Source organism: Pseudoalteromonas sp. SCSIO 43095 (genome assembly GCF_023650455.1).
Taxonomy (GTDB): Bacteria; Pseudomonadota; Gammaproteobacteria; order Enterobacterales; family Alteromonadaceae; genus Pseudoalteromonas; species Pseudoalteromonas tetraodonis.
On the sequence record NZ_CP087995.1, the window covers coordinates 718039 to 731877 of the forward strand.

At 38.9% G+C, this 13839-nt stretch carries 15 protein-coding genes and 1 pseudogene; 9 read left to right on the forward strand and 7 right to left on the reverse strand.

Features of this window, described 5'->3' with window-relative positions; genetic code table 11:
* Positions 1-82: 82 nt before the first annotated feature.
* Complete coding sequence (smpB, locus tag LOC50_RS03365; protein WP_013465526.1) at positions 83-562, reverse strand: SsrA-binding protein SmpB; 480 nt, start codon at positions 560-562, stop codon at positions 83-85.
* A 148-nt stretch (positions 563-710) separates the two neighbouring features.
* Between smpB and LOC50_RS03370 the strand changes: the two genes are divergently transcribed.
* The gene (locus tag LOC50_RS03370; protein ID WP_013465525.1) at positions 711-1151 is read left to right on the forward strand and encodes a type II toxin-antitoxin system RatA family toxin; all 441 of its coding nucleotides are present in this window, start codon (positions 711-713) and stop codon (positions 1149-1151) included.
* Positions 1148-1471 (forward strand): RnfH family protein, encoded by a 324-nt coding sequence (locus LOC50_RS03375; RefSeq protein WP_250653624.1) that lies wholly within the window; start codon positions 1148-1150, stop codon positions 1469-1471. The genes LOC50_RS03370 and LOC50_RS03375 overlap by 4 nt, the downstream gene beginning before the upstream one ends.
* Before the next feature lie 50 nt (positions 1472-1521).
* Here the strand turns inward: LOC50_RS03375 and LOC50_RS03380 are convergent, their stop codons facing one another.
* Positions 1522-1881 (reverse strand): outer membrane protein assembly factor BamE, encoded by a 360-nt coding sequence (locus tag LOC50_RS03380; RefSeq protein ID WP_013465523.1) that lies wholly within the window; start codon positions 1879-1881, stop codon positions 1522-1524.
* Positions 1882-1987: 106 nt separating this feature from the next.
* On the opposite strand from LOC50_RS03380, the gene LOC50_RS03385 reads away from it, so the two are divergent.
* Positions 1988-2329 carry a GIY-YIG nuclease family protein gene (locus LOC50_RS03385; RefSeq protein WP_069438684.1) on the forward strand — a complete coding sequence of 114 codons (342 nt, stop codon included), beginning with the start codon at positions 1988-1990 and terminating at the stop codon, positions 2327-2329.
* Here LOC50_RS03385 and LOC50_RS03390 read toward each other — a convergent pair.
* The 4 genes and pseudogenes from LOC50_RS03390 to ilvC all read right to left on the reverse strand — a co-directional run bounded on the left by LOC50_RS03390 (position 2275) and on the right by ilvC (position 7998).
* Complete coding sequence (locus LOC50_RS03390) at positions 2275-2910, reverse strand: M28 family peptidase (protein ID WP_250653625.1); 636 nt, start codon at positions 2908-2910, stop codon at positions 2275-2277. The genes LOC50_RS03385 and LOC50_RS03390 overlap by 55 nt on opposite strands.
* A gap of 277 nt (positions 2911-3187) precedes the next feature.
* Positions 3188-4374: pseudogene (locus tag LOC50_RS17570) on the reverse strand (tetratricopeptide repeat protein).
* 76 nt (positions 4375-4450) lie between these two features.
* On the reverse strand, positions 4451-6370 hold the full coding sequence (locus tag LOC50_RS03405) for a methyl-accepting chemotaxis protein (RefSeq protein WP_069438683.1): 1920 nt from the start codon (positions 6368-6370) through the stop codon (positions 4451-4453).
* A gap of 155 nt (positions 6371-6525) precedes the next feature.
* Entirely contained in the window at positions 6526-7998 is a 1473-nt protein-coding gene (gene ilvC, locus LOC50_RS03410; protein WP_069438682.1) for a ketol-acid reductoisomerase, read from the reverse strand.
* Positions 7999-8135: 137 nt separating this feature from the next.
* Here ilvC and ilvY point away from each other — a divergent pair, with 137 nt between their 5' ends.
* From ilvY to LOC50_RS03440, 6 genes are all read left to right on the forward strand, one after another.
* On the forward strand, positions 8136-9041 hold the full coding sequence (gene ilvY / locus LOC50_RS03415; RefSeq protein WP_069438681.1) for an HTH-type transcriptional activator IlvY: 906 nt from the start codon (positions 8136-8138) through the stop codon (positions 9039-9041).
* Positions 9042-9131: 90 nt separating this feature from the next.
* A complete protein-coding gene (locus LOC50_RS03420) occupies positions 9132-10178 on the forward strand; it encodes a GGDEF domain-containing protein (protein ID WP_013465517.1) in 1047 nt (348 codons plus the stop codon).
* A gap of 150 nt (positions 10179-10328) precedes the next feature.
* Positions 10329-11129 (forward strand): MipA/OmpV family protein, encoded by an 801-nt coding sequence (locus tag LOC50_RS03425; protein WP_036981822.1) that lies wholly within the window; start codon positions 10329-10331, stop codon positions 11127-11129.
* A 13-nt stretch (positions 11130-11142) separates the two neighbouring features.
* Positions 11143-11508: a DUF3019 domain-containing protein gene (locus LOC50_RS03430; RefSeq protein ID WP_028834008.1), complete on the forward strand. Its 366-nt coding sequence runs from the start codon at positions 11143-11145 to the stop codon at positions 11506-11508.
* 14 nt (positions 11509-11522) lie between these two features.
* Positions 11523-12215: a response regulator gene (locus LOC50_RS03435; RefSeq protein WP_036981824.1), complete on the forward strand. Its 693-nt coding sequence runs from the start codon at positions 11523-11525 to the stop codon at positions 12213-12215.
* A gap of 26 nt (positions 12216-12241) precedes the next feature.
* Positions 12242-13477, forward strand: coding sequence for an ATP-binding protein (locus tag LOC50_RS03440; protein ID WP_069438680.1), 1236 nt, complete (start codon positions 12242-12244; stop codon positions 13475-13477).
* A 107-nt stretch (positions 13478-13584) separates the two neighbouring features.
* Here the strand turns inward: LOC50_RS03440 and LOC50_RS03445 are convergent, their stop codons facing one another.
* A complete protein-coding gene (locus tag LOC50_RS03445) occupies positions 13585-13806 on the reverse strand; it encodes a DUF3820 family protein (protein ID WP_036981828.1) in 222 nt (73 codons plus the stop codon).
* Positions 13807-13839: the final 33 nt, after the last annotated feature.

Here is a 13839-nt window from a genome sequence, read left to right on the forward strand (position 1 = left end):
CGAGCGACTTTAATTTGTAATAATTTGTATTTTCCTAAAAATTTAACAAAAAAAAGCCTAACATGATGTTAGGCGTTTTTATTTAAACTTTATGTTTCATTAAGCGTTCTTTTTCACGGGACCAATCTTTATTTTTACCGTCTTCACGTTTGTCATGCATTTTCTTACCTTTCGCTAAATGGAATTCAAGCTTTACCCAGCATTTTTTCCAATACATAGCTGTGGCAATTAATGAATAACCATCACGCTCGGTTGCACCAACCAAACGGTCAAGTTCACGTCTGCTTAGTAATAATTTACGATAACGCAGCGGGTCGCAAATAACATGGGTTGATGCACTATTTAAAGGCTGGATTGTGCTGCCTAATAAAAACGCTTCACCGTTTTTAAGATGAATATAAGTTTCAGAGATATTTACTTTACCTGCTCGGATACTTTTTACTTCCCAGCCTTGGAGTTCAATACCTGCTTCAAACTTGTCGTGTAAAAAATACTCGTGTCGCGCTTTTTTATTTAGCGCGATGGTATTACTTGTCGATTTTGATGAATTTTTCTTAGCCATAGTGCCCTATAATATACGTTATACGAGATGTTTTACATCGATTTTTTTAAATTATACATGCAAAAGCGAAGGATTCATTTAAGCGCGATGAAAGTTTGGGGAAACGCACAAAGCTTGCTAAAATTCCTGCACACAGTTGGGAGTGAGTATGCCACAAATAGAAAAAAGTGCGCTGGTTATGTACAGCACTAAAGAGATGTTTGATCTAGTCAATGATGTAGAAGCTTATTCGCAGTTTTTACCTAATTGTTCAGACTCAAAAATTATTAAGCAGCATGATAATAACATGACCGCCAGTTTAGAAATATCTAAAGCCGGCATAAAAAAATGGTTTACCACTGAAAATACGCTAATTGATGAGCAAACGGTGATGCTTCGCTTAGTTGATGGGCCTTTTAAAACCTTACAAGGTCGTTGGCATTTTCAGCAATTAGATGCACATGCGTGCAAAGTACATTTACAGCTAGACTTTGAATTTTCTAGTAAGTTAATAGAGCTTGCGTTTGGTAAAATTTTTAATGATGTGGCTAAAAATATGGTGAGTGCCTTTACTCAACGTGCAAAAGCGGTATATGGAGAGCGTGCATGATCAATATTGAAATTGTGTTTGCGTTGCCAACGAAAGCAACCACGTTAAATATAGAAGTATTCCAAGGTACCACCGCAGAGCAAGCAGTGATCCAATCAGGTATTATTAAGAAGTGCTCTGAGATTGATGCAACCGCTTTAACTTTAGGTGTATGGAACAGAACGGTAAAGCTTAACCATGAACTTAAAGACGGCGATAGAGTTGAAATTTACCGCCCATTAATTGCCGACCCTAAAGATGCCCGCAGAAAGCGCGCCGAAAAAGCCAAAGAAGAGGGCCGCGCAAATAAAGTAACTGGTGGCCGACCGTTAGAACGCTAGATACAAAAAAGGTGAGCCATGCTCACCTTTTTAAATTAAACCCAAATGGCTTATTGCTCTAAAGGGGTTGTAAAGTTTTCTGGTTGCTCATAGTCACCAGATACCGTTACCAACTTTTCATTTTCAAAGTTTAATACTAATGATTTATATTGTTCATTAGCGCGCCCTTTATTAAAGCTGTAAACGTAACGCCAAGTATTTTTATCGAAGGCGTCTTCGGCAATCGGTCTGCCTAGTACATAAATTACTTGCTCGCGAGTCATATTAACGCGAAGCTTATCAACGTCTGATTGTTCTAAAAAGTTACCTTGAGGGATGTTGATTCTGTACACCCAGCTAGAACAACCTGCGGCTGAACTAAGCGTTAAAGCGACAATAAGCCAAAGAGAAAAAGTTTTTAACGACTGCATTGTTAGTTGTGATCCTTATTTTTTATAATCTGCATGATACCGATTAGTCACTCAAGGTAAAACCCTTTTGAGTAATTGTTTTTGTTTAGCGCGTTAAGGCGAGGTTTTGACCATTAATAATCAAAAAAGTTTAAACGATGAGTTGTGCAATAGTAAAAGTAAACCGGCTGTTTGGTCACTGTATATTGTGCAAACACGGTTTGGTCATTGGTATACCGGCATTACAGTTGATGTAGCGCGTCGTTTAGCAACGCACCAAGCGGGTAAAGGGGCAAAAAACCTCAAAGGGAAAGGACCGCTGGTGCTCATTCATCAGCAACAAGTTGGGACTAAAAGCGACGCAAGTAAATTAGAATATGCGATTAAAAAACTTCCACGGGCAAAAAAAGAGGCTTACGTTGCTGCTTTTAAGGGGGGACTGAATACCTCAGGGTTTGTCAAAAGCTGATTAATAAATGCCTCAATTAGCAATACCGCTTCTTGATAAAGAGTAGTGTTAATATTTTCGAGCGTATCTTTTGCTGTGTGATAATAGTTATCGGCGCCCATCGAAAAGTACACATACGGAATTTTTTGTTTAGCGAATGAATAATGGTCGCTGGCTCTGTGCCAGTCTATTTGTTTCGTGTTGGTTAATCTGCTCATTTTTCGTGATGAGTAAACGGGCTTTAATTCGACACTCGTATTTTTTATTTGGCTAAATAGTGGAGTGAGTCGACCTTTTAACGAACGACTTGTTAGCGCGTATAACCGCTTATGTGATTTTTTAATTGCCAACATATCTAAGTTAATATTTAAAGCAATAGGAGACTGGCGCATTGTTTTGGCAAAGTGCTCACTGCCGTGTAAACCGTTTTCTTCAGCGTCTGTTGCAACAAACACAAAACCATAGGATGATTGCATCTGTAAAGCGTTCGATAAGTATAGTAATACGGCAACACCCGAGGCATTATCGTTAGCACCAGGATGTAATTTTCCGGCTTTTAGGCCTAAATGGTCGTAATGCGCTGTAATAACAATAACAGGCAAATTTTTTGCTGTTTTGGTCGCAACAATATTTACGCCTTGCGCCTTAGAAAACAGCCCTGATGGATAAGTAAAAGGTTGTTCAATAACCGTTAGTTGATGCTCTTTAAAGCGTGCTTTTAAATATTCTCTGGTGAGTAAAGCCGAGTGACTATTCGTTTTTCTGCCTGCTAATTTAGGGCTGGTTAGCGTTGTTAAATCAGTGAATAACTGCGGCTCAATCGGCTTTGAGAGTCCACTCCAACTTATAAAAAATACAATGCAGGTTAAACTAAATAATTTAATAATGATTCGCCTTAACGATAAGTGATTTTAATGCGATGAGTTTATTATCATAGCGTTGTTTGTCATGTGTAAAGTCTGCTTTTTTCTGGCTTTACGCAAATGAAATTCCGCCCTAGCTATATTATTTAACTCAAAGTAACTTCGCGCCAGTCCAAAGTGGCTTTCATGTAAGGTTGGTGACATAGCGTTAGCTTTTTTATAGTGGCTAATTGCACTTGTAAAATTACCACTTACATACTCACTGTTACCAAGCGAGATATGATAGTAAGGGTTTTCTTGGCGTTTTCTGTCAAGCTCAGCTAATAGCTTTTCGCCTTCGGCCACTCTATCTGTGAGTGTGTATAATAATGCTAAGTTACCTTGTGCAGTATTATTATCAGTATTTAAGTCAATAGCATAGCGGTACATTTGCTCCGCTTGCTTTAAATCATCTAATTGTTTAAAGAGTACCCCTAAATTGCCCCAGCTAGCACTAAATGAAGCGTCCTTATTGATTGCTGCTTTGAAATAGCTAAACGCTAAATCAAAGTGTTTATTTACCAGTGCCTCACCCCCGTTATTATTATAAAACATGGCGGTTACCCTTTTTTTTGAAAGCAATGAGGTTGCAAAACGGGCTTGTCGGCTATTGGGGTCAAAATCAATAATTAACGCTTATTACGCTGATAAACAAGTGAGCTGTCTTTGAGTTTCGTTTTATTGTCTATAGCAAGGTTGATATGCCCAGTGAGTAAATTAAACCCCTGATTTAGTGACCAATACTCCGCAATGTGTACTTTTTGAAAGCGGGCCTTAAGGCCTAAATGTTTGGCCAAGCTATACGCTAAAATAGAGAGTGAAAGACAATTGGCATTTAAATTTTGATAGCTTTGTGACGCAGTTTGAGTGCTGGTAGATTGATAAGATAGTGAGTTATCACCATTTGTGAGTAAAAAACTAAGTACACTATAGGTAATTTCATCAACTGATTTACTCGATTGTACGTAAGCATTTAATTGCTGTTTGAGGCCGTCGTCGTGTTGAAATATTTGTTGCTCAGACTCTACAAGCTGCTGTTGTAATTGCATGGGAGGAGTAATAGTGGGGATTGGCACACTTATATTGGCGTTATCTGTGGTGCTACAAGCACACAGAGCCATCAGGCACAATCAGTAAATAATGTTTACCTTGGAGAGTATTCATATACACCTCTGTAAAAAAAACACTTAAGTATAGTGGTTATTTTGTACAGAGGTTATTTTTTAATCTAACACTCTATCTAACGTTGCTGATTAAACGTAGCAACGAGTGCATCAAGTGTCTGTGCGCTGGTGGCTAAATCACGAATTGCTTGCTCGGTATTGATTTGTTCACTCATTGATTTATCACTGATCTCACTTATTTGCTCAATACTACGACCCACATCATTCACAACGCTATTTTGCTGTTCTGTAGCGGTGGCAATTAGAGTTGCCATATCGTTAATTTCATTGGCTGTTTCAGTAATGTTATTAAGTAACTCAACCGAGTTTTGCATTGCGCTAACGCTTTGTTGGGCTTTATTTTTTGATTGGCTGATATCATTTACAACATCATCTGAAATTTGAGTGAGCTCTTCAATCATAGATTGAATTTCAGTGGTTGATTGCGACGTACGATTTGCAAGTGCTCTTACTTCATCAGCAACGACAGCAAAGCCTCGTCCATGTTCACCAGCTCGGGCAGACTCAATAGCTGCATTAAGTGCCAATAAGTTGGTTTGTTCAGATATACCTCTAATTGAATCCACAATACTAGCGATATCAATAGTCTTTTTAGAAAGTAAAGCAACTTGCTCGGTTATGCCGTCAATGTCGCTGGCAAGGGCTGAGATTGTCGTTTGGCTTTGTAACACTTGTTGATGGCTTTGCTTGGTGTTATCGCGGCTATCGTTGGTTAACTTAGCTGCATTGGCAGCACTTTGCGCTATTTCTTGCACTGTAGCGCCCATTTCATTAATGGCTGCTGCAACTGAAATAGTTTGCTCTTTTTGCTTATCAAGGGCTAAGGAGTTTTGCTTGGCTTGCGCAAATACATGATCTGAGCTGTGGCGAATTCCATGGCTTTCATTGGCTACTTGCACAATAGCGGTTTCTATTTTTTCAATAAATTGATTAAAGCCGGTGGTTAAATTATTTAGCTCAGGTTGGGGAGATGTTGGTAAGCGATAGGCTAAGTTTGCATCGCCACGCCCTAAACGCGAAAATAGCTCAGCCATTGTTGATAACGGTGAAGCTAAAGAGCGAGCTAATAAGTAACTGATCACGCTTGCGATTAGCGCAGTGATGATAGTGAAGGTGAATATTTGCCACTCTAGGATATTTACACTAGAAAACACTTCGCTTTTTGGGACTTGAGCTAATACAAATAAGTCAGTGTTTTTAATCGGTGTAGCTGCAATGAGTGTGGCTTGCCCGTTGATATTTACTTCCTCTAAAGCGAAGCCATTTTTATCAAGTAATTTGTTATGAATATTAGCGCTGTAAATACTATCTATATTCACCTTAGCGACTTTGTCTGCATCTTTATGTAACTGTATTAAGCCGTTTTTATCGGCAATAAACACAAACCCTGATTGCTCAATTTTAAATTGTTGTAGCAGCTTTTGCATATCTGTAATGCTTTTTGCTAAGCCTGCCAAGCCTAAACCATTAGGCTGTTGGTGGTTAACAAACATTTTTACATCGTTTTCAGACTCTTGATAAATACTAATTGAGTAAGGTTGCTTTGATTGAGTAAAAGCAAAAAACCAGCCATCTGCGGCATCATTTTTTAAAACACGTAAAAAGCCATCTTGGTTCCAATATTGTGCGGTGTTTTTATTCGCCCACGAAGCCGTGGCAAGATTGTATTGATCAACCAAGCGATTGAGCTCTTTAAGTAATAGCGTGTCGTTGTTGTTGCCAGTATTTGCCCAATTTAAAATATAGGTATTGGCCGAAAGTTGCTTTGCAGCCCCAAGAAGTTCATTGATCTCGCCACCAATATGATTACTTATTGTTTGTAATTTACTTGGCAGTTCTGATTCGATCATGCGTTGCTCAATGATATTTTTTGAGTTATGCAAAGACGTCAAACCAATTAATACAGCAACACAAATAGCAATAATGCTTCCAAGCGCTGTTATTTTTTGAGTAATAGAGAGATTTTGTATCGTCATGATAATGCTTATATTTACAACTGAGGCAATGAGAGGAATTATTTTAGCACATTATTTATTTTCAGCTATTGATGATTAATTTGCACTTAAAAAAGCCCAAAGCAAAATGCAAGTGGGCTTGGTTTCTAACAAGTGAGAGTTCTAGGACCCTTGGGTTAAACTATTTTTTTCATTGCAGACATGTAGCCGCGTAATTTTGCGCCTACTTTCTCAACAGGGTGCTCACGTAGAGCCGTATTTATTTGAATTAAAGTTTGGTTATCAACTTGATTACTTTGCTCATTTAAGCCCTTACCAATAACATCAGTATCAATACCTTGCATAAATTCTTGTAGAAGCGGCAAACAGGCATGGTTATATAAATAGCAGCCGTACTCAGCGGTATCTGAAATAGTGCGGTTCATTTCAAATAACTTTTTGCGTGCAATAGTATTGGCTATCAGCGGCGTTTCATGCAGTGACTCATAATAGGCAGATTCTGCAATAATACCGGCCGCTGTCATGGTTTCAAATGCCAGTTCTACACCCGCTTTTACCATTGCCACCATTAAAATACCGTGGTCAAAAAATTCTTGCTCAGCAATTTCTACATCGCCTGCAGGGGTTTTTTCAAAATGAGTTTCTGCAGTTTCAGCACGCCATTTTAGTAAGTTAGCGTCATCATTTGCCCAGTCTTCCATCATTACACGTGAAAATGTGCCATCGATAATGTCATCTTGGTGTTTGTTATAAAGAGGACGCATAATCACTTTAAGCTCTTCACTTAGCTCAAACGCTTTAATCTTTGCAGGGTTTGATAAGCGGTCAAGCATGTTTGTCACACCGCCATATTTAAGTGCTTCTGTGATCACTTCCCAGCCATATTGAATAAGTTTTGAGGCGTAACCGGCATCAATTCCTTTTTCAATCATTTTGTCAAAACATAAAATAGAGCCAGTTTGTAGCATGCCACATAAAATAGTTTGCTCGCCCATCAGATCAGATTTCACTTCAGCGATAAATGATGATTTAAGTACCCCCGCGCGATGACCACCCGTACCTGCTGCATAGGCTTTTGCTTGTGCCAAGCCATGGCCCTGAGGATCATTCTCTGGGTGAACCGCAATTAATGTAGGTACGCCAAAGCCGCGTTTATACTCTTCACGTACTTCTGACCCCGGGCATTTTGGTGCTACCATAATAACGGTAATGTCTTCACGAACTTGCATGCCTTCTTCAACAATATTAAAGCCATGTGAATAGGCAAGGGTTGAGCCGTGTTTCATTAATGGCATGATGGCATTAACAACTGCAGTATGTTGTTTATCAGGTGTTAAGTTAAGTACTACATCGGCTGTTGGGATTAACTCTTCATATGTACCCACTTTAAAACCATTGTCAGATGCATTTAAGAATGACTGACGACGCTCAGCAATGGCTGAATCACGTAGTGTATAGGCTACATCTAAACCAGAATCACGTAAGTTTAAGCCTTGATTTAGGCCCTGTGCGCCACAGCCTACAATTACCAATTTTTTACCTTTAAGTGCAGCAACACCGTCGTTAAATTCGTCTGCGCCCATAAATTCACATTGTGCCAATTGCGCTAATTGTTCGCGTAAAGGTAAGCTATTAAAATAATTTGCCATGATAAGTTTCCTATTAATTCAGTTTGTTAGATGCATTGCTTTTGCTTTGCTTGGAATAACAATATGGAAAATCTTTTCTTGCGTAAAATGATATATTTGAATTAAAGTGTTTCATAATATGAAATACTGGTGTTGTTATGGATCATAAGCATTTAAATTACTTTTTGGCGTTGGCAAAAACGCTTCATTTCTCTCGTGCCAGTGAGTTATGCCACATAAGTGCGCCCACTTTAAGTCGTAATATAAAGCAGTTAGAAGATGAAGTAGGGGTGATGTTATTCCAGCGTGATAATCGCAGTGTAAAGCTTACCCGCGAAGGCGTTGCATTTAAGGAGTATGCCAGTGCTACGCTTAATAATTGGCAGCGCTTTAAGGCTAATTTAAACGAACCGCAACAACATATTTATGGCAATGTGAGCCTTTATTGCTCCGTTACTGCATCCTACAGTTTTTTGCATCATATTTTAGAGCAACTGAGAGCTCAGCATCAGCATATTGAAATTACCTTAAATACGGGCGATCCCGCCTTGGCTATTAACCGAGTGTTAGATGGACATGAATCTATGGCCATTGCAGCCAGACCCAGTAAATTACCTGCACAAATTGCATTTGTAGATATTGGCTACTCGCCATTGGTATTAATTGCACCCACTATTCAATGTCCGATCACAGAAAAATTAGCCACTAGTAGCGAAACTATTGATTGGTCTGAGCTTGAATTTATTGTTGCTGAACAAGGATTTTCAAGACAAAGGTTGGAGCAGTGGTGGCGAAAAAATAATGTGCAAGGAAAAATTTACGCGCAAGTGGCAGGGCATGAAGCTATGGTATCTATGGTGAGTTTAGGGTTAGGCGTGGCCATGATCCCAAAAACTGTACTCGATAATAGTCCGCTTAACGATAAGGTTCAGGTTTTAGAGTATAAAGGCGAGCCACCACAAGGGTTTAAAATTGGTTTGGCTGTATTACATAAAGAACTAAACGACCCTGCTATTAGTGCGCTTTGGAATATTGCACAAAATATGGGGGAAAACATAATATAGGCTTGCTGGATGATAAAAAACTGTTAATATAAACCGCTGATATTTATGTGTTTATTAACATCTTTTTTGTGATGTCTAAGAGTTTTAATTATGGATAATACGGTTTCACTTGCTCATTCTGCCCAGTGTTTAAAAAAAGCCATTCCGTTGATGGTTAAATACAAAATGCCTGTAACGCCAATAAATTATGCTATTTGGTACTGTTATGTACAGGGCGACAACCCACAACTAAACACAGAGCTTGATAAAGTCATCTCTTTGCACAATACGTGTTCAGCTCAAACCGCCCAAGAAATTTTTAATAAGCATATTAATGACGAAGAGCTTGCATTTTTTCAACAAATGTCTGAAAGGTTTCATGGCACCGTAGAGCAAATGCAGTTTGATCTTAGTGACTCCATTCAATATTCGAAAAGCTTTACTACCTCGTTAGTTGATTCACAAAATGAATTAAAAACGCTCTCTAGTATTAACTCATTTAATGAGATCCTTTCTTGCGTTGAGCGCCTAACTGACGAATCAATTGCGATGCAAGATTACGCTCGTGGATTCCAAACCAAATTAGCGCAAGCGTACAACGAAATTAAAGATTTAAAAGAAGCGCTTAGCGTGACCCAAGAAGCGGTTGATAAAGATTCCTTAACCGGATTATTTAATCGCGGTAAGTTTGACACAGACATTGTTGAGTTTTGTTTGAACGCCTCTTCACAAAATGAACACGGTAAATTAGCGGTGTTGATTATGTTCGATATTGATCATTTTAAACGTTTTAATGACGATTTTGGCCATCAAAAAGGCGATGAGGTACTCAAGCTAGTCGCTCAAAAAGTGCAAAATAGTGTACAAGAGCAATACAGAGCTTATCGTTTTGGTGGTGAAGAATTTTGTATTACGGGTTACTTTGAAAGCATTAATGATGCGATGGCATTTTGTAATCAGCTTCGTTTGAGCATTGCCAAATTGACGATTCGTAAAAAAGAAGACAGTAATAATAAACGTAATATTTCAGCCAGTTTCGGCATTGCTTTAATGGAACCTTTCAGTAAGAGCTGTTTATTAGTTGAAAAGGCAGATAGAGCACTTTATTTAGCTAAAACCCATGGTCGTAATCGGGTCGAAATAGCGGCCGATATGTAAACGTGTTCTGTTTGTATCAAATTTGTTAATGATTGTAACTCTCTAGAGCTTGTGTTCATACTACTTGCTACTATAGGGTCAAAGCCACTTTATAAACTAGCGATTAACTTCATGCGGTTCCATCTGAGAATAAACATATGCCTGTTATTAGTGCTATTAAGCACTAATGCAATTGCTCAGAAGCAGCAACATATATCCACTGATGAGCTTAATCTTAGTGTGAGTGTTGGTGCTGGGGTGATCACAAATCCTCTGTATGGTGCAGATAACATCCCCTTAGTTGTTATTCCGCAAGTGGCCTATTATGGTCAAAATTGGTTTTTTGATAATGGCCGTCTTGGTTATTCTTTTTTACAAAGCAAACAACATAACGTTAGTTTTGTGTCAGAAATTAACCCTGAGTCACGCTTTTTTATTGATTGGCATCCACAAAATATTTTCCCCTTTAAAACAACCGCTGAGAACGAGATATTAGAATCGCTACACTCTGATTCACCGCGTCAAGTAAACATAAATAATATACAAAAAAGACGAGTCGCACTTGATGCCGGTATAAGCTATTTTTTTGTAAAGCAGCAGCAAGTCTTTTCTGTGCAATTATTGCATGATGTAAACAGTGTTTATAATGGCTACAGAGGATCGTTGCAATGGCAATATCACCATGAGTTTAAGCAATTAACGTTAAAGTCGACGTTAGGCGTTAATTACAAATCAGCCCAACTAAATAACTACTTTTATGGTTTAAATAGCGCTGAATCTATTCACGGTGAAATAGAAGTTGGTAGTAGTTGGCAACCTTATGCTAAAATCGACGCCCGTTGGCCTGTGGATGGAGTCAACGCGCTTCGTTTTCATTTAGCCTATTATGATTATTCAGCAATGGATAGCAGCCCGCTTTTTGAACATAACTATTCAATGACCGCCTTTATAGGATTCGAACATACATTTTAATATGAAGTGTTTTATGTTGGTTGTGCTTGCAGCTTCATTTTTTAGCAACGCTAGTGTTGCAAAAGCCTCTTCACTTAACGTATCACCCAAAGTCTGTGTGGTTTCCGAACAACAAGAATTTTGTGATCTTGAGTTAAAATTTAAGTGGCAACTGTCAGCCGCTAGCGATGTGTGTTTATACCAACAAGATACACAATTGCAATGCTGGCAAGGTGTCAAAAAAGGCCAACTTAGTTATAAAGCGCGTGTTCAGGTGGAGACCATATACTCCCTGATTAATCCCCATACAGGTGTATCGTTAGCGAGTGTGCAAATAGAAGTGCAAACCGCATACGCTAAGAAAAAACATCGGCTACGCTCACCTTGGAGCTTTTTTTAATTTAGGAGCAGTAAATGCCAAAGATATTACTTGTTGAAGATGATTTAGGGTTGCAACAATTAACCAAAGACTATCTTGAGCATAATGGCTTAGAAGTTGACGTTTTAGAACGCGGTGACGAAGTGTTCCCTTATCTTAGTGAAAACCACGTCGACTTGATCATTTTAGATGTAATGTTGCCAGGAAAAGATGGCTTTAGCGTATGTCGACAAGTACGCGATAAATACACTCTCCCTATTTTAATGCTAACAGCAAAGGGTGAAGACTTTGATCAAGTCATAGGCTTAGAACTCGGGGCTGACGACTACGTTATAAAACCGGCAGAGCCGCGTGTACTTCTTGCTCGAATTAGTGCATTGCTTCGCCGTGGACAGCCAAATGTTAAAGCGATTGAAGAACTTCAATTTGGTGATTTATCAATAGATAAAACCAGCCGCATTGTAAAGCTAAGCGGTGTTGAAATTGTCCTGACTTCTCATGAATTTGAATTGCTGTGGTTATTGGCTTCAAATGCTGGTGAAGTGCTCAGTCGAGAGCATGTCCATCAACATATGATAGGGCGTGAGTACGACGGGTTAGACCGCACGGTGGATGTTCGTGTATCACGTATTCGTAAAAAGCTCGGTGATAACAGTGATAAACCATACCGTATTAAAACGGTGTGGGGGCAAGGCTATTTATTTGTATCAGATGCGTGGGATATGTAATAAATGCAAGGTATTAGGCTAGGTTAATGGGAAAGCTATTTATAAGCCTTTACGTGTATATTATTGCCTCTTTGTTTATTGTTAGTGGTGTTATAGAGCAGTTTTGGCCCTATGATGAATCTCAGCATAGTGTATTGTTAGATGACGAATTTGGGCAGTCTTTATGGCTGCTTTCGCAAACCCCAGATGGGCTTGAGCAGCTTAAACATAATTTTGATAGCCAAGTCATTGCCCAGCAAGATCTGGTGCTCCCACCAGAACAGCAAGCACAACTATTTCAAAACCATTACCTTTATTTATATGATAAACAGCAGCGTATCGTTTGGTATGTAACGCTAAATAATTCACAATTGCTACAAGTAGGCCCTGTAGGTGTTAAACACAGCAGCTCAGGGACTGTGTTACCGTATTTACTGGTGTTGTTTATTATAAGTTTACCAATAGGTTTGTGGAGCTTTTTGTTGTGGCGAGACTTTGCAAAGCTGAGTCATGCATGCGAGGCTGTGGGCGGCTCGCAAGATTTTCAATTAAGCGATGGCTCAAAGTCATTCTTCTTACCCATCACCGATACATTGCAAGTAATGCAGCAACGTATTGAGTTTTTACTGAGTGCTCAGCAAGAGCTCACCTCTTCTGTATCTCATGAATTTAGAACGCCATTAGCGCGGTTGAAGTTTGCTATTGCAATACTCGAGGATAAAACCCATGATACCAAAGCACAGCACTATTTATCTGACATGCAAATGGATATTCATGAACTTGAGTCCTTGGTATCTGAAATGTTGGAATACGCCCGTTTAGACACACAGCAACCTAGTTTACAATTAGCGCCTTGTGATATCGTTGCATTAATTAAAACTAATATTGAAAAAGTAAACTTTGATACCCGTATTAAACTAACAACAACGCTCCCCACTCAATTTATTTACTCATGCGATAGTCATTTTATGTCGCGGGTGCTGCAAAACTTAATCAGTAATGCACTTAAACATGCCTCGAAAAGTGTACATATTAGTTTAAGTACTGCCGATGAAAAGTTACTGCTAGTGGTTGAAGATGATGGCCCTGGTATTGCCTTCTCTGAGCGCGAAAAAGTATTTAAGCCGTTTACGCGCTTAGATAAAAGTCGTGATAAAAAAACCGGAGGGTTTGGGCTAGGGCTGGCGATAGTAAGTAAAATTGTGTCATGGCATAAAGGGCAGTGCGCAATTGAAGACTCAACACTTGGTGGGGCTAAGTTTATTATTACGCTCGACAACTAAATCCCACACAATAAAAAAGCGCCTTAAAGGCGCTTTTTTGCGGTTTAAAACCAAAAAATCAACAAGTAGCAAATAGATAGACAGGCCACTTATAGAAAAGTTCTATTTTATTTACTATTTTTTTCTAGTAATGGCATCAACATTTGCTCTAAACCATTAAGCTTCACTTCGTACATCATTGCAAGTTGAGAGCCGAGCTTGCTATCAGGAAAGCCTTGCTGTTTAAACCACACTAAATAATGCTCAGGCAGCAAAAGTAAGGGACGTCCCGCATATTTACCAAACGGCATAATGGTATTAATAGCGACTTTAAGTTGTTGAGGATCCATTATTGACATCTTTTATGAATTGAGGTGCTAAGT